Origin of the sequence: Larsenimonas rhizosphaerae, from assembly GCF_026240105.1 — a bacterium.
In the GTDB taxonomy this organism is placed as follows: domain Bacteria; phylum Pseudomonadota; class Gammaproteobacteria; order Pseudomonadales; family Halomonadaceae; genus Larsenimonas; species Larsenimonas rhizosphaerae.
The window spans coordinates 691,747-717,283 of the sequence record NZ_JAPIVE010000002.1 but is presented as its reverse complement, the minus strand read 5'-3'; the positions used below and the strand labels follow the sequence as shown (position 1 = coordinate 717,283).

General features: G+C 58.1%; 24 protein-coding genes. 13 read left to right on the top strand and 11 right to left on the bottom strand.

Going from position 1 to position 25,537, the window contains the following annotated elements:
• Nucleotides 1–6 precede the first annotated feature (6 nt).
• Both bfr and OQ287_RS09755 read right to left on the bottom strand, forming a co-directional pair.
• The gene (gene bfr / locus OQ287_RS09760) at nt 7–504 is read right to left on the bottom strand and encodes a bacterioferritin (RefSeq protein ID WP_250935624.1); all 498 of its coding nucleotides are present in this window, start codon (nt 502–504) and stop codon (nt 7–9) included.
• A 222-nt stretch (nt 505–726) separates the two neighbouring features.
• A complete protein-coding gene (locus tag OQ287_RS09755) occupies nt 727–927 on the bottom strand; it encodes a (2Fe-2S)-binding protein (protein ID WP_250935622.1) in 201 nt (66 codons plus the stop codon).
• A gap of 115 nt (nt 928–1,042) precedes the next feature.
• Between OQ287_RS09755 and OQ287_RS09750 the strand changes: the two genes are divergently transcribed.
• Nucleotides 1,043–1,183, top strand: coding sequence for a hypothetical protein (locus tag OQ287_RS09750; RefSeq protein WP_265896306.1), 141 nt, complete (start codon nt 1,043–1,045; stop codon nt 1,181–1,183).
• A gap of 64 nt (nt 1,184–1,247) precedes the next feature.
• Here OQ287_RS09750 and exaC read toward each other — a convergent pair whose 3' ends face one another.
• The 3 genes from exaC to lptF all read right to left on the bottom strand — a co-directional run bounded on the left by exaC (nt 1,248) and on the right by lptF (nt 5,082).
• Nucleotides 1,248–2,768, bottom strand: a complete 1,521-nt coding sequence (exaC, locus tag OQ287_RS09745) for an acetaldehyde dehydrogenase ExaC (RefSeq protein ID WP_250935620.1) — start codon at nt 2,766–2,768, stop codon at nt 1,248–1,250.
• A gap of 177 nt (nt 2,769–2,945) precedes the next feature.
• A complete protein-coding gene (lptG, locus tag OQ287_RS09740) occupies nt 2,946–4,007 on the bottom strand; it encodes an LPS export ABC transporter permease LptG (protein ID WP_250935617.1) in 1,062 nt (353 codons plus the stop codon).
• Entirely contained in the window at nt 3,991–5,082 is a 1,092-nt protein-coding gene (lptF, locus tag OQ287_RS09735) for an LPS export ABC transporter permease LptF (RefSeq protein WP_265896305.1), read from the bottom strand. Before lptF ends, lptG begins: the two co-directional genes overlap by 17 nt.
• 204 nt (nt 5,083–5,286) lie before the next feature.
• Here lptF and OQ287_RS09730 point away from each other — a divergent pair, with 204 nt between their 5' ends.
• From OQ287_RS09730 to OQ287_RS09715, 4 genes are all read left to right on the top strand, one after another.
• Complete coding sequence (locus tag OQ287_RS09730) at nt 5,287–6,789, top strand: leucyl aminopeptidase (RefSeq protein ID WP_250935612.1); 1,503 nt, start codon at nt 5,287–5,289, stop codon at nt 6,787–6,789.
• A gap of 115 nt (nt 6,790–6,904) precedes the next feature.
• The gene (locus OQ287_RS09725; protein WP_250935610.1) at nt 6,905–7,999 is read left to right on the top strand and encodes a branched-chain amino acid aminotransferase; all 1,095 of its coding nucleotides are present in this window, start codon (nt 6,905–6,907) and stop codon (nt 7,997–7,999) included.
• 11 nt (nt 8,000–8,010) lie between these two features.
• Entirely contained in the window at nt 8,011–8,757 is a 747-nt protein-coding gene (locus tag OQ287_RS09720) for a glucose 1-dehydrogenase (protein ID WP_265896304.1), read from the top strand.
• A 9-nt stretch (nt 8,758–8,766) separates the two neighbouring features.
• Entirely contained in the window at nt 8,767–9,198 is a 432-nt protein-coding gene (locus tag OQ287_RS09715; protein WP_250935606.1) for a DNA polymerase III subunit chi, read from the top strand.
• Nucleotides 9,199–9,204: 6 nt separating this feature from the next.
• On the opposite strand, the gene OQ287_RS09710 is transcribed toward OQ287_RS09715, so the two are convergent.
• Nucleotides 9,205–10,107 (bottom strand): LysR family transcriptional regulator, encoded by a 903-nt coding sequence (locus OQ287_RS09710; RefSeq protein ID WP_265896303.1) that lies wholly within the window; start codon nt 10,105–10,107, stop codon nt 9,205–9,207.
• A 132-nt stretch (nt 10,108–10,239) separates the two neighbouring features.
• Between OQ287_RS09710 and OQ287_RS09705 the strand changes: the two genes are divergently transcribed.
• The 4 genes from OQ287_RS09705 to OQ287_RS09690 all read left to right on the top strand — a co-directional run bounded on the left by OQ287_RS09705 (nt 10,240) and on the right by OQ287_RS09690 (nt 15,340).
• Nucleotides 10,240–10,686 carry a PACE efflux transporter gene (locus OQ287_RS09705; protein WP_250935602.1) on the top strand — a complete coding sequence of 149 codons (447 nt, stop codon included), beginning with the start codon at nt 10,240–10,242 and terminating at the stop codon, nt 10,684–10,686.
• A gap of 230 nt (nt 10,687–10,916) precedes the next feature.
• Nucleotides 10,917–13,754, top strand: coding sequence for a valine--tRNA ligase (locus OQ287_RS09700; protein ID WP_265896302.1), 2,838 nt, complete (start codon nt 10,917–10,919; stop codon nt 13,752–13,754).
• A gap of 165 nt (nt 13,755–13,919) precedes the next feature.
• Nucleotides 13,920–14,630 (top strand): phosphatase PAP2 family protein, encoded by a 711-nt coding sequence (locus OQ287_RS09695; protein ID WP_265896301.1) that lies wholly within the window; start codon nt 13,920–13,922, stop codon nt 14,628–14,630.
• Complete coding sequence (locus OQ287_RS09690; RefSeq protein ID WP_250935598.1) at nt 14,627–15,340, top strand: phosphatase PAP2 family protein; 714 nt, start codon at nt 14,627–14,629, stop codon at nt 15,338–15,340. Before OQ287_RS09695 ends, OQ287_RS09690 begins: the two co-directional genes overlap by 4 nt.
• Before the next feature lie 11 nt (nt 15,341–15,351).
• On the opposite strand, the gene OQ287_RS09685 is transcribed toward OQ287_RS09690, so the two are convergent.
• Nucleotides 15,352–16,434: a GGDEF domain-containing protein gene (locus tag OQ287_RS09685; RefSeq protein WP_265896300.1), complete on the bottom strand. Its 1,083-nt coding sequence runs from the start codon at nt 16,432–16,434 to the stop codon at nt 15,352–15,354.
• Between the two features lie 247 nt (nt 16,435–16,681).
• Nucleotides 16,682–17,125 carry a lactoylglutathione lyase gene (gene gloA, locus OQ287_RS09680; RefSeq protein ID WP_250935596.1) on the bottom strand — a complete coding sequence of 148 codons (444 nt, stop codon included), beginning with the start codon at nt 17,123–17,125 and terminating at the stop codon, nt 16,682–16,684.
• A gap of 111 nt (nt 17,126–17,236) precedes the next feature.
• On the opposite strand from gloA, the gene OQ287_RS09675 reads away from it, so the two are divergent.
• On the top strand, nt 17,237–17,644 hold the full coding sequence (locus OQ287_RS09675; protein WP_265896299.1) for a DoxX family protein: 408 nt from the start codon (nt 17,237–17,239) through the stop codon (nt 17,642–17,644).
• A 132-nt stretch (nt 17,645–17,776) separates the two neighbouring features.
• Entirely contained in the window at nt 17,777–19,993 is a 2,217-nt protein-coding gene (locus OQ287_RS09670; RefSeq protein WP_265896297.1) for a TonB-dependent siderophore receptor, read from the top strand.
• Nucleotides 19,994–20,073: 80 nt separating this feature from the next.
• On the opposite strand, the gene OQ287_RS09665 is transcribed toward OQ287_RS09670, so the two are convergent.
• Complete coding sequence (locus OQ287_RS09665; protein WP_250935593.1) at nt 20,074–20,742, bottom strand: uracil-DNA glycosylase family protein; 669 nt, start codon at nt 20,740–20,742, stop codon at nt 20,074–20,076.
• Between the two features lie 122 nt (nt 20,743–20,864).
• Here OQ287_RS09665 and OQ287_RS09660 point away from each other — a divergent pair, with 122 nt between their 5' ends.
• Together OQ287_RS09660 and OQ287_RS09655 are read left to right on the top strand one after the other, a co-directional pair.
• A complete protein-coding gene (locus OQ287_RS09660; RefSeq protein WP_250935592.1) occupies nt 20,865–21,920 on the top strand; it encodes a metal-dependent hydrolase in 1,056 nt (351 codons plus the stop codon).
• 73 nt (nt 21,921–21,993) lie between these two features.
• Nucleotides 21,994–22,911: a LysR family transcriptional regulator gene (locus OQ287_RS09655; RefSeq protein WP_250935590.1), complete on the top strand. Its 918-nt coding sequence runs from the start codon at nt 21,994–21,996 to the stop codon at nt 22,909–22,911.
• An 18-nt stretch (nt 22,912–22,929) separates the two neighbouring features.
• Here the strand turns inward: OQ287_RS09655 and OQ287_RS09650 are convergent, their stop codons facing one another.
• The gene (locus OQ287_RS09650) at nt 22,930–24,570 is read right to left on the bottom strand and encodes an ATP-binding protein (protein ID WP_250935588.1); all 1,641 of its coding nucleotides are present in this window, start codon (nt 24,568–24,570) and stop codon (nt 22,930–22,932) included.
• Between the two features lie 3 nt (nt 24,571–24,573).
• Entirely contained in the window at nt 24,574–25,284 is a 711-nt protein-coding gene (locus OQ287_RS09645; RefSeq protein ID WP_250935586.1) for a response regulator transcription factor, read from the bottom strand.
• Nucleotides 25,285–25,537 lie beyond the last annotated feature (253 nt).

The following is a 25,537-nucleotide window of genomic DNA, read 5'->3' as shown; positions in this document are numbered from 1 at the left end:
AGCAGCTTAGCTGCCGCCTTCTTCACGGTCGTTGGCAGGATTCATCTGCTTGGCATGATAGTTTTCGATGCCAACCTTCTTGATCAGTTCAAGTTCGGTCTCGATGATATCGATATGCTCTTCTTCATCAGCCAGAATCTGCTTGAGCAGGTCATGGCTGACCCAGTCTTCAACAGATGCACAATACTTGATTGCCGCAAGCAGGTCCTTGTGACCGGTATATTCGGCAGCCAGATCGCACTTGAGCATTTCCACGGTATCTTCACCGATGCTCAGCTTGCCCAGATCCTGAAGGTTGGGCAGGCCGTCCAGAAAGAGAATGCGTTCGATCAGCAGATCGGCATGCTTCATTTCTTCGATGGATTCTTCATATTCCCATTTTGCCAGACCCTGCAGACCCCAGTTGCGATACATGCGGGCATGCAGAAAATACTGGTTAATGGCGACAAGCTCGTTGCCAAGGATGGTATTCAGATGATCAATAACCTTGGGATCGCTTTTCATGAATCTATCTCCTCACTGTTCTGCTTTAGTTATATAACGGCTGGCCACAGGGCCGTCCATCCGTTCAATGAGGGTAGTATCAAAGATCCAGAACCAAAATTCGAGCGTTTTTTAAACTTTTTTAACCGCGGTTTAAAACTGAAAATACGAACAATTCGTAGTGCTTCATATTGACGCAGTCAACACTGCTCGCAATACACCGTCATCAGCCGGATCGTCAGGTTACACCGCATACCCCAGCCCAAGATCCGCATATTTTTGTGCAAGTGCATCATCGACAATACCCTTGGCTGTACAGGCACACTTGCCGCACTGCGTCGCGCATTCAGTCTTGAGCCGTACGGCCCGCCAGCTATCGGCCCCGTCTTCGACAGCCTGTTTCAGCTGACGGTCACTCACATTCTTGCACAGGCATACGAACATGGTCTTCCTCCAAAACCGGAAAGCCAAATGTAAATAATTCGCATAACTGATTGCAAATAGAAAAAGGACTGATTCAGTCCTATTTTCCATTGATAAAAACTATTCGGCGGATCAAATGGCTCAACTGCCTGTGTTGCTGACGGGTCGGCTGCATGCCGATACTGTCGAAAATGCCCGGTCACTGGCCGGTCACTGGCCGGTCACTGGCCGGTCCATGTCTGTGGCCCTGCCCTTTCAGATAACCACCTTCATGTGAAACAGGGCCTGTAGAGGCGAACAAGGGGAGCCGGGCTCCCCTTGAAATTCCACATGTGAAAGAACTAGTAAAGACCGGCAGGGCTACGGTCATAGGAGATCAACTGACACTTGACCTGCTGATAGTGCTCAAGCATCTGCTTATGGGTTTCACGTCCGATGCCGGATTTCTTGTAGCCGCCAAAGGCAGCATGCGCCGGGTACTGATGGTAGCAGTTGGTCCAGACACGACCGGCCTTGATCGCGCGCCCCATGCGGTAGGCTCGATTGAGATCGGTTGTCCAGACCCCGGCACCAAGCCCGAACTCGGTGTCGTTGGCGATCGCCAGCGCCTCGGCCTCATCCTTGAACGTGGTCACCGACAGGACCGGTCCGAAAATCTCTTCCTGGAAGACACGCATGTCGTTTTTGCCCTTCATCATGGTGGGCTGTACGTAAAAGCCGCCGGCCAGATCACCTTCCAGAGTGGTCTTGTCGCCGCCAATCAGGAATTCGGCCTTGTCTTCCTGGCCGACCTTCATGTAGGACATGATGCGGTCAAACTGCTCCTTCGAGACCTGAGCCCCCAGCTCCGTGTCCGTATCCAGCGGGTCTCCCTGTTTGAGGGTTCTGGCGCGTTCCAGCGCACGCTCCATCAGGGCGTCGTAGATGTCTTCCTGAATCAGGGCCCTGGAAGGACAGGTACAGACTTCCCCCTGATTGAGAAACGTCATCATCAGTCCTTCCACGCACTTGTTGATGAACTCTTCACCATGGTCCATTACGTCGGAGAAATAGACATTGGGTGACTTGCCCCCCAGCTCAAGGGTAACCGGCACGATCCGCTCGGCAGCCTTGCTCATGATGATACTGCCGACCGGCGTCGAACCGGTGAACGCCAGCTTGGCAATACCCGGGTGCGAAGCCAGTGCGTCACCAGCTTCTTCACCCAAACCATGTACCACATTCAGCACGCCGGCAGGCAGCAGGTCCTGAATCAGCTCAAGCATGACGCAGATCGAGGCCGGCGTTTGCTCCGCAGGCTTCAGCACCACACAGTTACCCGCAGCCAGCGCAGGCGCAATTTTCCACGCTCCCATCAGCAGCGGAAAATTCCAGGGAATGATCTGCCCCACCACACCAAAGGGTTCATGGTAGTGATAGGCCACCGTATGCTCGTCAATTTCGCTGATGCCGCCTTCCTGTGCACGAATACAGCCGGCAAAGTACCGGTAGTGGTCGATCATCAGCGGAATATCAGCCGCCAGACATTCACGAATTGGCTTGCCATTATCCCAGGTTTCCGCCACGGCCAGCATTTCAAGGTTCTGCTCGAGCCGGTCTGCTATGCGCAACAGGATATTGCCACGCTCAGCCGGCGCCGTTTTGCCCCAGGCCTCGGCAGCACGTTCGCCGGCCTTCACGGCGCGATCAATATCGTCACTGTTCGAGCGTGGCACTTCACAGAAGACCTTGCCCGTCACCGGCGACACGTTATCAAGATACTGGCCGGATGCCGGTGCTACCCACTCCCCACCGATAAAGTTCTCGTAGCGCTTTTTAAAGCTGATCATGGCGTCAGCGTTGCCTGGGTGTGCGTATTTCATGCTGTTCTCCAAAGGTCAGGGTAAACGGGTCGGTCTACCTGAAATATAACGTCCCCTTTTACTTTAGAAACAAGCAGCCACCTTGTGCAAAACGCGTTTGGTCGTATGGTGTATCGGCATAAAAAAGAGCACGATTCGCCGCGCGAATTCGTGCTCCTTCATCACCTGCACCCGGTACTACCCTGTTCGTCTCAGCATCAGCAGCCCAATGATGAAACACAGTGCCGTAGGCAGCAGTACCGCCCAGATGGGAGAAAAGCCAAAAATGGTGGACGCTGGCGCCAGCAAATCCTGCAGGTACTTGAAGACCAGCCCGGTAATGATGCCGTAGAACACCCGTGTTCCGGCAGCCACGGTACGCAGTGGCCCGAAGATGAACGAGGCAGCCACCAGCACCAGTCCGGCGAGCATGGCCGGCTGCAGCAGCTTCTGCCAGAAATAAAGCCATGTCGTGCTGGCCTGCAGTCCCTGGTCGTTCAAATAACGGCCGTAGCGCCACAGGTCCACCATCGACTGACTTTCCTTCTTGTTGATGATCAGCTTCAACAGAGCAGGCTTCAGCTCGGTATCCCAGTCGGCCTGTGCTTCATGGTTGACCACCGTGCCCTTGTCGGAAAAGCGGGTACGACTTACATCCTGAAGCTGCCAGCTGCCTGAGTGGTAGGTTGCTCGGTCGGCATGGGTGGCCTCGACCAGCCGGTTACCGTCGAACCGATAGCGATTGACGTTGATGAGGGTGCTGTCACCCTGGATGGAACCGAAATTGTAATAACTGTTCCCTTCACGCTGCCAGCCACCGTCTTCGGTGACCACATGGCCACGCCCCTGTTGCAACTGATCACGCCATGATGCTGCAAACTGCTCGGTATGTGGTGCCACCAGCTCACCGGTGGCCATGGTCACGAGTATCACCAGGCCCAGCGGTTTCATGACACCCCAGATAATACGCACCAACGACCAGCCGGCGGCTCGCATGATGGTCAGCTCATTGCTTGACGCCATGGCGCCAAGCCCCAGCAATGCGCCCAGCAGCACACCGACCGGTGCGTACTCGTAAAATCGGTATGGCAGACGAATCAACAGGTAAATCAATACCTGAAAGGCACCGTAATCGCCTTCCACATCACTCAGGTCATTGATGTAGGTGATAATGAAATCCAGTCCCAGAATCAGCAACTGCACCACCAGCATGGCGGACAGCACATTCCGGGCAATATAGCGATCAAGCTGCTTGAACACGACGACGCCCTCCTGGCCGGCCACGCATGAACAGCCATAATCCGATCAGAAAATAAACCAGGTGAATGGGCCACATGCCGATCCAAGCCGGCAACTGACCAGCCCCTATCGCATTCTGGGCAGCCAGCAACAGGCTCAGATAGCTCATGTGCAGGATGATGGCCGGCACCAGCTTGGCAAATCGGCCATGACGCGGATTGACTTTCGACAGCGGCAGGGCAATCAGGATCAGAACCGGAATCATCACGACCAGGCTGATACGCCACTGCAGCGCTGCCATGCTCTTGTCCGTTCGGTCAGCCATCAGCGCCGACGTGGACTGAAGCTCCACATCGTCGAGTTCGGCACGCAGGCTTGACCGTTCCTGCCGCACACCGTAGGTATCGAACGTGAGACGATCACCTGCCGGCTGACCGGGTGTCACCGCGTAACGCTCGCCCGTTGAAAGCACCAGAAAGCGTGAATCCGTCGTGTCATCGTTCACCTGAAAACCATGGTCGGCGTGAGTGACTATCTGCTCGGGTGCCATGCCGGGACGCTTTCTGGTTTCTGCAATGAAGACATTATTGAGCACCGAGCCGTGATCGGTAATCGAGGAAGTATATACGGTGCGATCTCCGATCTCCTGAAACCGGCCCGGTGACAAGGCGCTGAAATCTGCCTGTTGCTGCTGGTTCTTGAGCAGCTGCTCATTCTGGGACAGCCCGGCCGGCGTCAGCCACAGGGAACACAGGGCCACGATGACAGCGACCAGCGCACCAGGCAGCAGCGTCACAGACAACAGCTTCTTGTTGCTGACGCCGCAGGCCGTCAGCACCGTCATCTCGCTGTTGAGATACAGCTGTCCATACGCCAGCAGAACGCCCAGAAACAGCGCCAGCGGCAGTACCAGCTCGATAAAGCTCGGCAGGTGGTATGCCATCAATGTACCCAGCAGCCGGGCGGGAATATCACCATTGGCTGCGTCGGTAAAATAGCGAATAAACCGGCTACCCATGATCACCAGCAACAATACGCCGGCGACGGCAGCCATCGTTGCCAGGATCTCGCGGATCAAATAACGAAAAACGATCAAGCGCTGACTCCCTTCATGACTCTCGAGCACCACCGGTACCCGGGTTGTACGACGTCGCAGACGGCGTTACGTTCACCCATGCAAAGCCGCCGGCCTTTGCGTACACTTATATACATCCAGCCAGGCGACAAACGATCGTACGTTATAGCCTATCGTCGATCCGCATTATCGCGAATCCCTCTTTCCTTGTCTTGTGGAGACACCATGGATTTTCCTGTTCTCACCGTAAATCCGGCCAAAACCGAAACTGACTGTATCATCGTCCCGGTCTTCAAGGACGGCCCGTTACTCTCGGCCACCGACAAACTTGACGATGCCAGCGAACGTCTGATCGGTCAGTTGATCGAGCGCGGTGATTTCGAGGCAGACCCCGGTCACACCCAGTTGCTGCCGTTTGCACCGGGCCTCAATACCGACCGGCTGCTGCTGGTCGGTTGCGGTACCACCGACAGGATGACTCCGGCCGTATTTCGCAAGGCCCTCGATGCGGCACTGGCTCACGCCCTGACCCTGCGCATCGATAATGCTGCCATTGCATTTACCGATATCGAACTGGCAGACCATGACATCACCTGGAAGGCGCACGCGATTGCCGAAGCAACGCTTTACGCCCTTTACCATTTCGATGACTACAAGATCACCAAAAAGACCCGGCCCACGCTTGAGCAGATGCAGGTACTGTTGAGCGATTCCAACCAGAAGGCAAAGGCAGAAGCCGGGCTGGCCCGCGGCAAGGCCGTCGGTCAGGGCATCAATCTGGCACGCCAGCTGGGTAACCTGCCAGCCAATATCTGCACACCACGCTATCTGGCAGAGCAGGCAGAAGCGCTGGGGCGCGACAGCGCCCTGAACGTTACCATTCTGGATGAACAGGAACTGGAAAACCTCGGCGCCGGTGCCCTTCTGGCCGTAGGGCGCGGCAGCGAAGAACCCTCTCGTCTGATCATCATGGAATACCGGGGCGCCGGCAATGAGGAAGCCCCGCATGTTCTGGTCGGCAAGGGCATTACCTTTGATTCGGGTGGCATCTCGATCAAGCCGGGTGCCGACATGGATGAAATGAAATTCGACATGTGTGGCGCAGCCAGCGTCTTCGGCACCATGAAAACCCTGCTGGAAACCCGACCGGCCATCAACGTGGTCGGTATCGTGGCCGCAGCGGAAAACATGCCGGATGGCCGAGCCTTCAAGCCAGGCGACATCATCAAGACCCTGAAGGGGCTGAGCGTTGAAATCCTCAATACCGATGCAGAAGGCCGCCTGGTCCTGTGCGATGCATTGACCTATGCAGAACGCTTCAATCCGGCCAGCGTGATCGATATCGCCACACTGACCGGCGCCTGTATTGTGGCACTGGGCGACCACGCCGCCGGCTTGCTGTCCAACGATGATGACATTGCACTGGACCTGCTGGAAGCCGGCGAGCAGGCGTGGGACCGCGCCTGGCACCTGCCCTTGTGGGATGAATACCAGAGTCAGCTCGACTCCCACTACGCAGATCTTGCCAATATCGGCGGCAAGAAGGCAGGCACCATAACCGCGGCCTGCTTCCTCTCTCGCTTCACGGACAACTACCCCTGGGCGCATCTGGATATTGCCGGCGTCGCATGGAACGGCAAGAAAGGAGCCACCGGTCGGCCGGTCGGGCTTTTGAGCCAGTACCTTTTCAACCGGGCCGAGGAAATTGCCCAGTTCAACGAAGAATGATTGATCTCGCCGCGCCCCTTTCCGGGCGCGGCGTGCCTGTGTCATTCTCATTTTGTTGGCTAGCAGCCTAATCTCTTCACCACCTGTACATTCGGATATCAGGGAGAATCGTTCAGTGAGCACTCAAGGGTTTTACGTCCGTCCCACCACCTGCGCCACCGAGGCCGGTATTCGGGACAAGATTCTGGCCAACCCCGGATTCGGCAGTTATTTTACCGACCACATGGCACACGTCCGCTGGACAAAAAACGGTGGCTGGGAGCCGGGTGAAATCGTGCCCTATGGCCCGATCATGCTGGACCCGGCAGCTTCGGTCCTGCACTACGCCCAGGAAATATTTGAAGGTATCAAGGCCTACCGCCATGCCGATGGCAGTGTCTGGACCTTCCGTCCCGAAAAGAACGCCGAGCGCTTTCGTCGCTCCGCGCGCCGCCTCGCGCTGCCCGAGCTCGATGACGACACCTTCCTTGGCTCGGTCAAGGCCCTGGTCGGACAGGACAAGGCCTGGGTCCCCACGCCCAAGGACGACACCGAGGAATGCAGCCTCTACATTCGCCCATTCATGATCGCCAGCGAGAAGTTTCTCGGCGTCAAACCGGCCAAACTGGTGGACTACTACGTCATCGCCTCGCCGGCCGGCTCCTACTTCAAGGGCGACCTTGACGCCGTCTCCATCTGGCTGTCCCAGAACTACAACCGAGCGGCGCCAGGCGGCACCGGCGCGGCCAAGTGTGGCGGCAACTACGCCTCCTCGCTGGTCGCTCAGCAGGAAGCCGAAGCCAATGGCTGCGCCCAGGTCGCGTTCCTCGATGCCGTCGAAAACAAGTGGATCGAAGAGCTTGGCGGCATGAACCTGTTCTTCGTCTACAAGGACGGTCGCATTGTCACTCCGGAACTGACCGGCACCATTCTGGAAGGCGTGACCCGTGACAGCATTCTGCAGCTTGCCCGGGAAGAAGGGCTGACGCCCGAAGAACGGCGCATCAGCATCGATGAGTGGCGCGATGGCGTGAAAAGCGGAGAAATCTCTGAAGTCTTCGCCTGCGGCACCGCTGCCGTCATTACCCCGATTGCCGAACTGGTCACGCCGGAAGAGCGCATCGCCGGTGGCAGGCAGACCGACATCGCCTCCACGCTTCGCAGGAAGCTGCTCGACATTCAGTACGGTCGTGCCGAAGACCGGCACGGCTGGCTCACTCAACTGGCATAAGCGAGATCCTCATGGACAAGGTCATGCTGATTACCGGCGGAAGCCGCGGTATCGGCGCCGCCACCTCCTCCCTGGCCGCGCGCCAGGGATATCGCGTAGTGATCAATTACCGCAGTGACAGAACCAGCGCCGAGGCGCTGGTTGATACCATCACGCGCGAAGGTGGCGCTGCCATTGCCATTCAGGCCGACATGGCGCACGAAGCCGATATCGTGGCCCTGTTCGATACGGTCGACCGTGAGTTCGGACGCCTGGACGTGCTGGTCAACAATGCCGGTATTGTCGATCAAAAAAGCCGTGTCGAAGACATGAGCATCGAGCGGATCGACCGAATGATGCGAATCAACGTCACCGGGCCCTTCATATGTGCCCGTGAAGCCATCCGTCGCATGTCCACGCGTCATGGCGGCCAGGGCGGCGCCATCATCAATGTCTCATCGGCAGCGGCCCATCGTGGCAGCGCCAATGAGTATGTGGACTACGCAGCCTCCAAGGGGGCCATTGATACCTTCACTGAAGGCCTGGCGAAGGAACTGGCCGGTGATGGCATCCGGGTCAATGGGGTGCGCCCCGGCGTGATCGATACCGATATTCATGCCAGCGGCGGCAATCCGGACAAGCCCACGACATCAGCGGCCAACATCCCCATGGGGCGTGCAGGCAGGGCCGAGGAAGTGGCACACGGCATTCTCTGGCTGGCCAGCGATGAAGCCTCGTTTACCACCGGGGCCCGTATCGATATTGACGGAGGCGTTTAAGCCCCCCTCATGACGCACATCGACTTTTATATCCTGTCACAGACAACGCTCGATGGTCGGCTGGCCTTTGCCTGTCGGCTGGCCGAGACCATCTTTGCCAAGGGATACCGGCTGCATGTTCACTGCGAGGATGAAGCCATGGCCCGTGACATGGATGAGCGTCTCTGGTCATTTCGGCCCGACAGCTATGTCCCCCATGCGCTGGTGGTCGAACCGCTGACGCCCGAGGCACCGGTCACCCTGGGCTGGAACCATGAACCACCGCCAGGCGTGGATGCCCTGCTGAACCTCCACCCTGACATCCCGGACTGGTTTTCCCACGTTGAGCGGGTGGCTGAAATCATCAACCAGCATCAGGAGGTACTGGTGGCCAAACGGGCCTGCTGGCAGACCTATAAATCACGCGGCTACCCGGTCAAGGCACACCAGATCAAGGGCTGAGCATGATCAGCCCCGCTCCAGGGCGACCGGCGGCGCCAGGGGCTGTGTCAGGAAGCGATCTCGCAGCCAGCTTCCTGCCACACCCAGCCCTCGGCCGGCATGCCAGCCAAGCTCCAGCGCCACCCAGCGTTCAAGTGCCGGGGCAGTCAGGGTGACCAGCGACGGACGCGCCGGTGACGCCGCAATCACATGATCGGACATCAGCGTCCAGCCTACCCCGTGCTTGACCAGCTCAAGCATCACGAAGTGGCTTTCAACCCACCACACATCCGCGCCAATGCGCTCGGCCAGACGTGAGCCCGGCTGACCACGCGTGGCCACGATCAACTGGCGGTGCTGCTTCAGACAGTCAGGCGTCACGCTTTTCTCTTCGGCCAGCGGGTGTGTCTGACCACACACCAGCCGTAGCGGCACGCGGCCGATCGGACGGGTCTCAAGTGCCGGAAACAGAGGCTGCGGGCGGCAGATCACCCCCAGATCCGCCTGACCGGAATTCAGCATGCGCCCCACATCCTCCAGCAGTGGAAAATGCATTTCAATTTCGACGCTGGGAAACTGACGAGCAAAACCCTGCATCAACCCACCAATCAGATGTTCGGGATAAAACTCGTCAATGGCCAGGCTCAAGCGTGGCTCGATATGCGCTTCAAGGTGGCGCGCCACCCCCAGGAAACGCTCTCGCTGGGCCAGCACGCTTCGTGCCTCGGCCACCATACGTGTCCCACCAGGCGTCAGTACCGGCAGGCGAGCGCTGCGATCAAAGAGTGTCAGCCCCAGATCGAGTTCCAGGTTGGCCACGTGTGTACTGATCAACGACTGTGCCTTGCCCAGACGTCGCGCGGCCGCCGAAAACGAGCCGGTATCCGCCGTGGCGACAAGGGCACTGAGCTGTTCAAGCGTTGGGGTCATGGCGCGCTTCCGGGACAGGGAGTGGCTGACGATACATGGCATGAACCATCACTGAAACAGATGGTATCCAACTTGGTTTTGGCACTTTCATGGATGATAGTACGCCGTATCACTTACCGGAAGCTCGACACCATGCGCACTACCCTTGACCGTATTCGCCACGCATTGATGTTTGAAATCATCGGCCTGTTGATCGTCATGCCGCTGGGACACCTGCTTTTTTCATTGAGCGTCGGCCATATGGGCATGGTCGGAGTGATCAGCGTCGTGGTGGCCACCGTCTGGAACTACTTCTACAACCTGGGCGTGGATCATGCACTCAAGCGCTTGCGCGGCCATGTTCACAAGACCGTACTGATGCGGGTGGCTCATTCCATCTGCTTTGAACTGGGGCTGATCTGCGTCCTGCTGCCATTGATTGCGCTTTATCTGGGTCAGACGCTGACCGAGGCCGCACCACTGGTTACCTCGCTGGCCGTCTTCTATGTGGCCTACGCCTTGATCTTCAACTGGGTTTACGACGTAATCTTTCCCATCCCGGACAGCTCGACACACGGGGCACCAGCCACTCAGGCCTGAGGGCGTTCGATACCGGGGCCAAAACGGGCGCGTTGACGATGAGTATCCGCGCCCGTTGCCCCCCTGCCGGCCAGATGACCTCGCCACTCAGCCTGTTGTTGTCGCTGCTCGCCCCTTGCCGATGACGCCTCCCCCCTCCAGGCGCTATACTCCCCGCCATCCCTCATTTTGCCACTCACAACAGAGCAGCTCTGCACCCTGCACCCTGCTCTATGCTATCGAGTCAGTACATGGACAAGACCTACCAACCCGAATCAATCGAACGCCGCTGGTATGACCAATGGGAAGTTGATCAGCGCTTTGCTCCGTCAGGCCAGGGCGCGCCGTTTTCCGTCATGATTCCACCACCCAATGTGACCGGTAATCTGCACATGGGCCATGCGTTTCAGGACACCCTGATGGATACCCTGATTCGGTTCAAGCGGATGCAGGGCAACAATACGCTGTGGCAGGTAGGTACTGACCACGCCGGTATCGCTACCCAGATGCTGGTAGAACGCAAGCTGCAACACGAAACCGGCCAGAGCCGCCATGACCTGGGACGCGAGGCCTTCACCGACAAGATCTGGGAATGGAAGAACGAATCCGGCGGCCACATTACCCGTCAGCTTCGTCGCATGGGGGCCAGCGTCGACTGGAGCCGTGAGCGCTTCACCATGGACGATGGCTTTTACAAGGCGGTGCAGGAAGTCTTCATTCGCCTTTACAACGACGACCTGATCTACCGTGGCAAGCGGCTGGTCAACTGGGACCCGACGCTGCATACCGCCATTTCCGATCTTGAAGTGGAAAATCGCGAACAGCAGGGCCAATTCTGGCACTTCCGCTACCCCCTGGCCGATGGCGTGACGACTGATGCCGGTGACGATCATCTGATCGTGGCCACCACACGTCCGGAAACGCTACTGGGCGATACCTGTGTCGCAGTCAATCCGGCGGATGAGCGCTATGCCTCGCTGGTCGGCAAGTACATTGATCTGCCGCTTGTCGGCCGACGCATTCCGGTGGTCGCGGACGAACACGCCGAAATGGACAAGGGCTCGGGCTGTGTCAAGATCACCCCGGCGCACGACTTCAACGACTACGCCGTCGGCAAGCGCCATGACATGCCGCTGATCAACGTGTTCAGCAAGGATGCAGCGATTCTGCCGCAGGCCGACATCTTCACGATGGACGGCAAGCCGTTGTCCGACATCGATGCCACGTTGCCCGAGGCTTATCACGGCCTGAACCGTTTCGCGGCCCGCGAGAAGCTGGTGTCCGACATGGATGCGCTTGGCCTGCTGGCTCAGGTCGAGACCATTACCAACACCCTGCCCTATGGCGACCGCTCCGGTGACGTCATCGAGCCGCTGCTGACCGATCAGTGGTTCGTGGCCGTCGAAGAACTCGCCAAACCAGCCATCGCCGCTGTCGAGAATGGTGATATCCAGTTCGTGCCGAAAAGCTACGAGAACATGTATTTTGCCTGGATGCGCGACCTGCAGGACTGGTGTATTTCCCGCCAGCTATGGTGGGGCCACCGTATTCCAGCCTGGTATGACGCCGATGGGCACTTCTATGTAGGGCGCAGTGAAGCGGAGATTCGCGACCAGCATGGTCTGGGCGATGACGTGGTCCTGACCCAGGACGACGACGTCCTTGATACCTGGTTCAGCTCCGGACTCTGGACCTTCGGCACCCTCGGCTGGCCGGAGAAGACGCCGGAACTTGAAACGTTCCACCCGACCGGCACACTGGTAACCGGCTTTGACATCATTTTCTTCTGGGTCGCCCGAATGATCATGATGACCCTGAAGTTCACGGACCAGGTCCCCTTCAGGACCGTCTACGTTCACGGCCTGGTACGGGACAGCCAGGGCCAGAAGATGTCGAAGTCCAAGGGCAACGTGCTCGACCCGATCGATCTGATCGATGGCATCGAACTCGATACCCTGCTCGACAAGCGTACCGGTAACATGATGCAGCCACAGAAGGCCAGGGCGGTCGCCAAAGCCACCAAGGCCGAGTTCCCGGACGGCATCGAGCCTCACGGCACGGATGCCCTGCGTTACACCTTCCTGTCACTGGCATCGACCGGACGCGACATCAAGTTCGACATGGGCCGGCTCGATGGCTACCGCAACTTCTGCAACAAACTGTGGAATGCAGCGCGTTATGTCCTGATGAATACCGAAGATCAGGACACCGGCGCTGACGGTGGCGAGGTTGAGCTGTCACTGCCCGACCGCTGGATCATTTCCCGGTTACAGCAGGTTGAAGCCCAGTTGACGCGCGCGCTGGATGAGTACCGCTTCGATCATGCCTCCCAGGCCCTTTATGACTTTGTCTGGAACGAATACTGCGACTGGTATCTGGAACTCTCCAAGCCGGTACTGTGGGATGAGGAAGCCGAGCCGGCAGCCAAGCGCGGCACGCGCCGCACGCTGGTACGGGTGCTGGAAGCCATTCTGCGACTGGCCCATCCGATGATGCCGTTCATTACCGAAGAGATCTGGCAGCGTGTCGCCCCGCTGGCCGGTGTCGAGGGCGACTCCATCATGATCCAGCCCTGGCCGACAGCCGATACGAACCGGGTCGACGATGAAGCCACCGCCAGCGTCGAATGGCTCAAGGGCGTCATTGTGGCAGTACGAAACATTCGTGCCGAGAAGAACATCGCCCCTGGCAAGCCGCTGGACGTGTTGCTCGACAAGGGCAGCGATGCCGACCGCCAACAGCTTGACGCCAATCGGGTCTTTTTGACCAAACTGGCCAAGCTGAGTGATGTGCAGTGGCTCGACAGCGCACAGGAGCCGCCCGTATCAGCGACCCAACTGGTGGGGCATATGGAAGTGCTGGTGCCCATGGCCGATCTGATCGACAAGGATTCCGAGCTGGCTCGGCTGGACAAGGAGATCAAAAAGCAGGAGGGCCTGATCGGCGGTACCGAACGCAAGCTTGGCAATGAGGGCTTCCTTGCCAAGGCTCCAGCAGTCGTGGTCGAAAAGGAACAGGCCAAGCTGGCCGATTTCCGTGATGCCCTGGCGGCACTGGTCAGCCAGCGTGAAAAGATTGTCCGCCTTTAAAACAGCCATCCCTTGATCAGCAAACGGCCGCCTTGTGCGGCCGTTTTTTGTGACCATCCACGCAGAAACTGCATACCTAACTTAACACAATGTTAAAAAACACTGTTCTGTTTCGGTATATTGCCTTATAGTAGTCTTACCTCAGACTTAACAGATACGTGCGTCATGAACATATCCCGCATTTTCTGCCTCAACGCATCAGGGCTACTGCTCGTCACCAGCTGGTGGATACCTCAGGTCACGCTCTGGACGACGCTGGATGACAGCGTGTTCTGGTTCTTCAACCACTTTATTACGCTGGATAACCCTCACTGGGATACGGTGCTGGCGGCACTTAACAGCCGTCGCTTCGATCTGGCGATCATCGCCGGCATGCTGGCCATCATGCTATGGGCCTGTCTTCGCGATCAGCAGCGTGGATGGCAGCGCTGGGTGGGCATCGGGATGACAATGCTGATTACCGCCGGACTGATGAATGAAATCGTACGTCACCTGCCGATTCATCATCCAAGCCCTACCCGGTTCTTTCCGGAGGCGTCACTGGTGTCGGATTTCGTACATTTTGCGACCAAGGACAGCGCCGGCAACAGCTTTCCCGGTGATCACGGCATCATGGCCATGATCTTTGCCGGCTTCATGCTGAGTTTTGGCGACCGAGTAACACGATTGGCCAGCATCGGGCTGGTAACCTGCGCCATCGCTCCTCGCATCATGGTCGGAGCACACTGGCTGAGCGATGTGATGGTCGGATCCCTGTCACTGGCGCTGTTGCTGCTGCCCTGGGTACTGTGCACACCACTGGCGAGCCGAACAAGCCGTTGGATCAGCGCCGGTTTGACACGATGGATGTCGCCAGAAAAGGGAGATGTCTCATGACCCTTGCCCGAATCCTGTTGTGTAACGTGCTTGGCGCCCTGCTGGTATTCAGCTGGTATCTGCCCCAGTTGACCCTCTGGACCACCGTGGACGACAGCATCTTCTGGTTTTTCAACCAGTTCATCACCCTGCGTCACCCGGACTGGACCATGATACTGGCGCTGCTGAACACGCGTTTCTTTGATGCCGCCGCCTTTGGGGTCATGGGGATACTGTTTGTCCTGGCCATGAAGCATGACCCCTCACCGAAACGAGGGGTCAAGTGGACAGGCATCGGGGTTGTGATGCTGCTGACCGCCGGATTGCTGGCGCTGTTCACCAATGATGGCATTCAGTATGGTCACGCGAGCCCGACGCTCTTTTTCGCCGAGGCACATCACCTGACCGATATCGTATCGATTCCGGCCAAGGACAGCGCGCACAACAGCTTTCCCGGTGATCACGGACTGATGCTGATGGTGTTTGCCGGCTTCATGCTCAAGTTTGCGTCACGCCGGCTGGCTACATTGAGCGTCGCGCTGGTCGTATTGCTGAGCGCGCCACGCATCATGGTCGGCGCGCACTGGTTCAGTGACGTCTATATGGGATCACTGGCCATCGCCCTGATCGTGCTTCCCTGGTGGCTGGGTACGCCTCTGGCGTCCACCTTGACGCAGGCATTCGCCAACCGATTACAGCATATTATTCGACGCCTGCACCTGCACCGCTGAGTCAGGTGCCATCAGGTTGCTACTGGCGTCGTCGAAACAACCCGATTGCGCCCCTGATGCTTGGCAGCATACAGCCGCTGATCTGCCTGCTCGATAACCGCCGCCAGCCCCTGAGGGTGGTGTTCCGAGCAGGCAACACCAATGCTTACCGTGACATTGACCGGCTCTCCCTGAGCCAGCATACAGGGGCTGCGCTCGATCTTCTGTCTCAAGCGCTCTGCGATGAATACCGCGCCTTCAATCGACAAGTCCTGCAGTAAAATAAGAAACTCTTCCCCACCGACCCGGCCCAGGGCATCGCCATCACGCGTACTATGCTTCATGCAGCGGGCAAGATGGCGCAACACCTCATCGCCACTGGCATGGCCACGCGTATCATTGATGGATTTGAAGTAGTCAACATCGAGCAACAGCACCGCATATTGCCCTCCCATGCGATGATAGCGTTCGCCTTCTGCCAGCACTCCGCGCCGATTCAATATATCCGTCAGGGAATCACGGGTAGCACTGTGTCGATACTGTTTTTCCAGCCGATTGGCCACACGCCCCACGTGGTACATGACCAGCCCGACCAGCGCACATACGGCGATCAGATTCAGCAACTGCAGTGTCTGGCGAAGCTCGTAAGGCAGGGGCGACAACGGCAATGAAGACTGCACCGAAAAGATCGTTCCTACCGTAACCAGCAGAAATCCCGTCGAACAGACACACTTGAGCGCCAGCGGAAAATCGGCAATGAAGACCAGAACCACCGCCAGTACCGCCACGATGCTGAACCCGCTTGCAATGCCGAAATAAAGGGTAGCCGCCAGCGCCTGCCCCAGCAGGGCCGCCGGAAGAAGCACCACGGATATATCAATGAAGCCCCGACGCAGCGCGAACAGGGATATCAGAAGCAGAAGCACACTACCCAGCCCGATCCCGATCATGACCGGTTGTCCCAGCACACCATAGACCGGTACATAAAACAGCAGGCAGGCACCCAGTACGACCAGATGCAGCCGCGCAAAGATCTCGAAATAGCGGCCATTTTGCGTCGAGGCGTTATCCGGCACCTCCAACAGCCACTGGTGAAACCGGTCCAGTATGTTCATACCGATCATCCTTGATCGCTCTCGCATCGAAAGCAGTGTCCGTAATAGTGCGCAGGCATCACATGGACCCTGCAGGCATGACGCCCCGTTAAACGTAGTCAAATACGGCCGGACAGGCGCCAGCTGAAGGGAGAGCATGCCGCCCTGTGGTGGCAACCGGTGTGTGAAGTGGAGTGGCGGGGCACATCGGCGCGACGAACACGCCGCACCGATGACAGGTTTCGGGCCAGGGATCAGCCCTGGCAGCTTACCAGCTGCCGGTATTTTCCATGCTGTCCCAGGGTGCGGCCGGCGCCTTTGCATCGCCCTTTTGCAGCAGCTCGATGGAGATGCCATCCGGTGATTTGACAAAGGCCATGTTTCCGTCGCGCGGAGGCCGATTGATGGTCACGCCGTTATCCATCAAATGCTGGCAGGTGGCGTAGATATCATCCACTCGGAAGGCCAGGTGACCGAAGTTGCGTGCACCGGTGGTCAGCTCCTCCGGATCCCAGTTCCAGGTCAGCTCCAGTTCCGGTGCGCTGTCCTGCTCGGAACGGGCGACATCTTCATCAGCCGCCAGAAAAATCAGTGTAAAACGCCCTTGCTCGCTTTCCTTGCGACGCACTTCCTTCATGCCGAGCAGGTCGCAGTAAAAGTGCAGCGACTGATCGATATCGGTAATCCGGACCATGGTGTGCAAATATTGCATACAATTTCATCCTTAATGTGGTAGGCAGGGCCAGTGTATTGCACTGGCCTGCAGTATGGAACAATGGCACAGTATCTGCCGCCACCTGTGCGGCTTTTCAAGGAGCACCCCGTGTCTCTCTTCGCTTTTGCCAATGACCACACCGGCCGGTTGCTGTTGCGACTCGGGATCGGCTTCACCCTGCTGCTGCATGGCGTGGCCAAGGTGGGGGAACATGCCGTGCTGTCGGATATCGCCACCCACCTGCAGCAGATACACCTGCCCGGCTGGCTGAGCCATGGCGTGTTCGTGGGCGAAATCATTGCCCCCATCATGCTGCTGCTGGGTTTTCAGACCCGTCTGGCGGCAGCGCTGGTCATCATCAACATGCTGGCCGCACTGGGCCTTTATCATCTTCCTCACATCCTTACGCTGACGCCTCATGGCGGCTGGCGAATAGAGCTTGAAGTCATGTGGCTATTCGGCGCCTTTGCCCTGCTGCTCATGGGCAGCGGGCGCTACGCGATTCGCCCCGACTGAAACGCTGTCTATCACACGTGTAAAGTCTCGCCAGCCGGTGTAAGATTGCCCACCAAATGATATTGACTATCAATAAGATTCGCATTAGCGAACTTCTCCTTATACGGCATTCCTGCAAGGAACGAGACAACCATGTCATCATTGCCCTACATCCATGCATCGACCGGCAACTCTCTATTACTGAGCGCCCTGCTCGGCACGTTGTCGTCATCGACACTGGCCGACGAGAACATCACTGCGATAAAGGCTGATCCAGCTGCACAGACCGGCGCTCAGCGCCTGACCGTGACCTCGAGCCGGCTGTACGATGCACTCGGCCCGACCGAGGGCTACACCGCCAACACCAGCCTCAGTGCAACAAAGACCGATACACCGCTTATTGAAACTCCACGCTCGGTCTCGGTGGTGACCCGACAGCAGATCGAGGATCAGGGCGCCGAGTCGGTTCAGCAGGCGCTTCGCTACACGCCCGGCGTTTTTGCAGGCGGTAGAGGGGCTGGCGCAAGCCGATACGATTTTGTGACCCTGCGCGGCTTCGGGGGCACAAGCAGTCTCGACACGACCTACCTCGACGGCCTGAAACTGCTCGGCGATGCAGGCGCCTACAACACACCGCAAATCGATCCTTATTTTCTGGAGCGTGTTGATGTCTTCAAAGGGCCGAGTTCGGTGCTCTATGGTCAGAATCAGCCCGGTGGACTGGTCGCCCTGACCAGTAAACGACCACACTTCACGCCCTACCGCGAACTACAGGTCACTGCCGGCACCAACGGCAAACGCGCCGTTCGCTTCGATATTGGTGGTCCGGTCGATCATCAGCGAACCGTGGCCTACCGGCTGGTCGGGCAGGCAGATGCCTCGGATACCATGTATCACCACAGCGCGCGTGAGCGTTATACCCTTGCGCCGTCGGTGACATTTGAACCTGACGCCGATACTACGCTGACCCTGATGGCCTACCTTCAGCACGACCCCGCCAGCGGGTTCTATGGCTTCGTTCCGGCAGATGGCACTCTTCACGATCGCAACGGCCGCACCATCAGTCGTCACTTCTTCGATGGCGAGCCGAACACCAATCGGTTTGACCGCTATCAGCGGATGGTGGGCTATCACCTTGAACACCGCCTCAATGAAGCGCTCACGGCGCGCCAGAACTTTCGCTATCTCTCGATGGATATCGATTACGACCAGATCTATGCCCGCACCTTTATTGATGACAACAGCGATCGGCTTGAACGCGGTGCAGCCCGCTCCAATGAATCACTGAACGCCTATGCCCTCGATAACCAGTTGCAGTTCGACATCACCACCGGCCCGGTCGAGCACACCCTTCTGGCCGGGCTGGACTATCAGCACCGTCGGAATACGGGCACCTGGCAATTTGGCTCTGCCAGTACGCTTGACGCCTTTGCGCCGCGCTATGGCACGCCAAACATCGAATACGGCACCGCGACAAGATGGCGCCACAAGGTGGAGCAGACCGGTGTCTACCTGCAGGATCAGCTGGCCATTGGTGGATGGCGCCTTAGTCTGGGCGGGCGCCAGGACTGGACCCGAGCGACCAGTGACACGCGCAACACAGACACCAGCTCCCGCGATAATCAAAGCCAGTTCAGCGGCAGCGCAGGCCTGCTCTACGCTTTCGATAATGGCCTGTCGCCCTACCTGAGCTATTCGGAATCCTTTAACCCGAATACACGCTCAGACGCTAACGGCGATATTCTGGGGCCAACCGAAGGTCAGCAGTATGAAGCAGGCATCAAATATCAGCCGCCTGGCACTCAGGACCAGTACACCGCCTCGCTCTACCGACTGACGCAAACCAATGTCGCGGAGGCCGCCGACGTGCCGGCGGGAACAGCGACCTATTACGAGCCCATCGGCAAGGTGCGCACTCACGGCGTGGAGCTATCGGCAACAACTCACCTCACCAGCCAGCTCTCTCTGCTGACTGCTTATACCTACACCGACATGGAGTATGTCAAAACCAACGACAACACCGAGGGCAACACACCCTATGAAGCACCGCGACACATGGCCTCGGTCTGGGGAAGATATGATATCGAGAAAGGGCTGTTGAACGGGCTGGAGGTGGGGGCCGGCATACGCTATGTCGGCAGCAGCTGGGCAGACAACGAAAATACCACCCAGGTAAGCGCCCACACGCTGGTCGATGCCATGCTCGCCTACGACCTTGGGAGGTTGACCCCTGACCTGTCCGGAGTCCACGCCCGCATCAATGCGACCAATCTGCTGGATGAGACCTACGTTTCTTCCTGCACCAGCCTTCGTAACTGCTACTACGGTCAGGAGCGTAGCGTTATCGCCACCATCAGCTACCAGTTCTGACCACCGTCTGACATTCGCGGCGTTTTCACGAAAAACGCCGCGTTCTGCTGCGCATCATGTCTTCAAGGAGCCGGCAGCCGCTATAGCGTCATATCATCCAGGCTCAATTCCACCTGATCGAGGCGCTGTTTCAAAAGCGCCGGAAAACGGCGGTACCAGACCTGATTGAGCGGCGAGGGATGCGGCAGCGGATAAAGCGTGAAGGATCGCCGGTTGCCCTGAGCATCATCCAGCACTACCTCACAGTGGGCCTCGAATCGGTCATCCCGCTTCCAGAACGCCGCCAACCGATCCCGCACCTCTTTCGATTGATCGATACCGAACCAGAAAAACGCCTCTCGCCCCAGCGTAACAAGCGTGGTGCCCTTCCACTGCTGGAGCAGAAGTTCACGGACCAACGGGTGAAATCGACGTTTGACCGCCATCGACCAGGCCTTGTTGCCGACAGGCTTATACGGGACCGTGTTAGCCCAGAAGACATGTTTCCCCACATCTTTTGAGGCGTCAAAATCAGGCATGGCTTCATGATAAAGGTGCTCATGAAGCGCCCGGCGTATCAGCTGGCCGCCGGCCCCAATGAACGCCTCACCGTATCTCACCTCATCGCGGCCCGGGTCCCGTCCGAAAAACCCCACACGCAGATCACATCGGCCCATGCCGATAATCGGTACCAGTGGATCCTTGTCATGGCGATGATAAACCGCCTCGTCGATGCCGTTCGTCTCAGCGGCGGCGTGTCGAAAACGCACGGTGAGTCCTTCTGAAAGCGCCATGGGGGATATGCCATCAAGTCGTTGAAAATAACGAGTCTAGTCCAACATGACCCTGCTAGGCTGTCACCATTCCCCGACACGATGGTGAAGACCAGCTTATGGATTCGATCACACAGGCGGCGCTGGGCGCCACCCTAGGCGGCGCCGTGCTCGGCCGCCCGCTGGGCAGAAAGGCCCTCATCGGAGGTGCCCTGCTCGGGACGCTTCCGGATATGGATGTTCTGATAAGCCATGGCAGCGCCATTGCCGACTTCACCGGTCATCGCGGGTTCAGTCACTCTCTGCTGGTTCTGACCGTGCTGGCCGCACTGATGACCCTGGGGCTGTCACGCTGGCGACGAACGCGCCATATCCCGGCCCACCTGTGGTGGTGGTTCTGTTTTCTACCCTTGATCACCCATCCATTGCTGGATGCCCTGACCGCCTACGGCACACGCCTGTTCTGGCCATTGAATTCACCGCCCATTGCCCTTGATACGCTTTTCATTATCGATCCGCTGTATACACTACCGTTGCTGCTGGGGGTATTGATCACGCTCGTTCGTCCCTCCCTTCACCGAAGCGTGGTCATCGGTCTGGCACTGTCCACCCTGTATATGGGATGGGCCATTACTGCCAAACAGATCATCAGGGCCAGCATCTCACCCGTTTTGATCGACCACCGCTGGCAACAGGCCGACCGCTTTATTCAACCCATGCCGATGACGACATTCCTGTGGCGCGTCGTCGTGCTGGAGGGCGATCGGCGCCATGAAAGCTATGTCAGTATTTTTGATGACGCGCCGCCTCGGTTTGATACGTTCAGACGTTTTCCGGAGAACGCCGTGGCGGCCACACACTGGCCGGAAGCGCGCCGGTTGCTCTGGTTTACTCAGGGGAGACTGATGTTTCGTGCACAGGGAGACCAGCTGATAGCCACTGACCTGCGCATGGGGCTGCCGGGGCGCGAAGCGTTCCGCTTTGCCATTGCCCGCCGGGATAACACCCATTGGACACCAGTGGACTCTACGCAGGCTCAGGGGCCTGGCTACAGTGCAGACCAGTTGTCACGGGTCTGGCAACGCCTGTTTACGCCCGGTGCTCTCTGCCCGGCCACCTATGCTCCCCCCGCGCTGGTGATCGAGCGACAGTGCCAGCCGCCTGCCGACCGATGACGATCTCTGACAACACCCTGTTCATGAGTAATAATCAGCAGTGATCACTCCCGAATGAAAAAGGTTCACTAATATGCTGGAGCTTCGCCATCTACGCACTCTGGTGGCACTGAGAAATGCCGGTTCGCTGGTCGATGCAGCCGAGCGGGTACATCTGACTCAATCAGCACTGTCTCATCAGATCAAGGATCTTGAGGACCGTCTGGGCAGCCCTCTTTTTTTTCGCAAGACCCGTCCGGTCAGGTTTACACCGGCGGGGCAGCGCCTACTGACGCTGGCCGATCAGGTAATGCCGCAGTTTCGGATGGCCGAGCGCGATATAGCGCGAATGGCAGGCGGAGAAGAGCGTGGCCGGCTGCACATGGCCATTGAATGCCACAGCTGCTTTCAGTGGTTGATGCCGACCATCGATCAATTCCGGGATCACTGGCCGGATATCGAAGTCGATATCCCAAGCGGCAATGCGTTCGACCCGTTGCCAGCCCTCGCCCGTGGTCAGCTGGATCTGGTAATCACCGCCGATCCACAGCCACTGCCGGATGTGCATTACGAGCCGCTTTTTCGCTACGAGGGCCTGCTGGCTGTTGCCAAGCAGCATCCCCTGGCAAAGCATGCGTTCATTCAACCGAAGGATCTTGCCAGCCAGACGCTGATCATTTATCCGGTGGAGCACACTCGGCTGGATGTGTTCACGAAATTTCTTACCCCTGCCGACGTGCATCCCAGGGAAATACGCACCGCCGAGCTGACCATCATGATGATGCAACTGGTCGCAAGCGAACGTGGAGTCTGTGCCCTGCCCAACTGGGCCATGACCGAATATCTGGAACGGGATTACATCAAGGCACGTCCAATGGGAGAAACAGGCCTGTGGGGGACGCTGTACGCCGCCGTACGACGGGAACTGATGGAACATCCCTGGATGACTGACTTTTTAAGCACGGCCCGAGACACCTCATTTTCGGTGCTTTCGGGCATTCGCCCGACCTGACGGTCGGGCTGTTCGGCTTCAGCTCTTGCGAGGCCGCGTCGATGACATGTCAGGCAGGTCACCGGTATAGGTGGGAATTTCAATGGTAAAGCGCGCGCCGCTCAAGGTGGGCGCATCCCCTACATACACATCACCCTGGTGCCAGAATACAATCTTCGACACGATGGCAAGCCCCAGCCCATAACCGCCGGAGCGTCGCGCCCGGCTATCGTCAAGCCGCGCAAACGGCTTGAAAATGCGCTTGCGATCACGTTCGGGAACCCCCGGGCCATCATCATCGACATGAAACTGAACCCGGCCATCCTTCTGCTCAAGGGATACTTCAATGCGCTCCCGACCGTGGGCACAGGCATTACCTACCAGGTTCTGCAGGGCACGTTGCAGATAGCGCTCATCAGCCGCGACCAGCGGCGCCTCGAAGCAGTTATTGACCAGCGTCAGCTCGGCATGCAGCGGTTGAAGCGTATCGATTACTCGCTTGACCACGGCCTCGCTGTCCACGTCGGAAATGGTCAGCGGCACCCTGCCATCGCCAGCGCTGTCGAGGCGGGCATAGGTCAGGATTTCATCAATCAGATTATCCAGCGCTTCGATATCTGCATCAATTTCGGCAATCTGACGCTTGATCGACGGCGACTCACTCATGTCATCGACCATCTGGATCGCAAAGCGAATCCGAGCCACCGGCGTTCTGAACTCATGTGACACCGCCCGCATCAGATCCTGCTGCGCAGACAGGACTACCTGCACCTGAGAGGCCATGTCGTTGAAGGCATGGCCCAGCTGCCCCAGATAATCGTTGGAATTGACGTTGACTCGAGTATCCAGATGACCAGCGGCCAGACGTGACGCTGCCTTTTCAAGCCGCTTCACCCGCACCTCGACCCGGCCGACAATCAGGTAAATGGTACCTGCCAGCACCAGCAGCATACCGATCATCAAGATGGCAATGGTGGCCGTCGGAATGGGCTCAAAGGGATGAATGGGGCCGGCAGTAATCCATCGACCGTCGGAAAGCTGGGCAAACAGGCTGATAAAGGGGCGGTCCGGCGCAATGCTGATCACGACGTTACCCGCATTGAGCTGCTCGCCCTGCGCCACGCTCAACCCGACCGGGGTGCCGCTGCCCATGCCCATGGGCAGTGCACTGGCATCACGCAACTGCTTGAAGCGGTTTTCGCGCTGTTCGGTGGGCACTTCCTCAAGCCAGCTTCGCAACAGGGACATCAGCTGTTGGGGCTGCTGCTCACTCAGCCCGCTGAAGTGGGCTACCAGCACCTGGTCGGACCCCTTCATTGATCGATAAAGGCGCCAGCCCGACTCACCTTCCACACGGGAGGCCAGTACATGCTGACGACGCAGGCGCCGTCGATCCCAGTAATCCAGCATCAGGGTTTCGGAATCGGACAGCGCCAGCCCCATGCCGAGAGAGGCCTCGTATTCGCGCAACCACTGATCGCGGTCGTCCTCCGGCTGCTCGCGTACCATGAAGGCCAGAAGTGCCATCGGGGCACTGGCCAGGTTTTCACGATACTGCTGGGCACGCATATCGTTGACGAGCGACACCCCCACCAGGCCGAGGATGAAAATCACCAGCAGGGCGGCAAAGATCGCCAGGTAGACATGGAGGAATACACCTCCCCGAGAGGACTGCCTCATCAATCAGAAATCCTTGACGAACAGATAGCCCTTGCTGCGGACGGTCTTGATCCGCTGCGGATGGTGCGGGTCATCACCGATCTTGGGCCGGATGCGCGATACACGGACATCAATGGAGCGGTCCTGTCCGTCATACTTGATGCCTCGCAGGGCAGAAAAGATTTCCTCGCGGGTCAGTACGCGGCCGGCATTGGAAGCCAGCAGCCACAGCAGATCGAACTCGGCACTGGTCAGATCGATGCGCTCGCTGTTGAGCCATGCTTCGCGCGTGCCGGAATCGATCACCAGATCGCGGAACTCGATACGCGCATCGGAGCCGCTGGCTTCCGGAATGTCGGACCGGCGCAGCAATGCACGCATGCGGGCAAGCAGAACCCGCGGAGGAACCGGCTTGGGCACATAATCATCGGCCCCCATCTCCAGACCCAGCACCTGATCCATGTCGTCGGTGCGAGCCGTCAGCATCAGGATAGGGCCTGAATACTGATCGCGTACGCGGCGGCAGATGGACAGACCATCTTCGTTCGGCAACATCAAATCCAGAATGACCAGATCCGGGCGAAGCGCCAGAATGCGCTCTACCCCGTTGGCTCCATCATGCTCGACACTGACCTTGAAGCCGTTGCCTTCAAGGTATTCACAGGTCAGGGAGGCCAGACGTTCATCATCTTCGATGATCAGAATATGATCCTGGGCGGTGTTCGTGGTATCCAAGGAGCAATCCGTCCAATGGTTAACTAATAGAAAAAACCGGCGACAGCCATCTTGCCTTTCGTCAGCTGTCACCGAGCATATTCATGCCGGATAACAACATCCATGACTGCACTTATAGCGCCATCATAGCTGATTCCGTTCTTGTAACGTGAGTCCCACGTTATCAAATACACGTTCAATAAACCATTTGAGGCACTTCTGCATACACGGTGGATGCGAAAGCCCTCAAAAAGACCTGGCGTTACTCAGACCA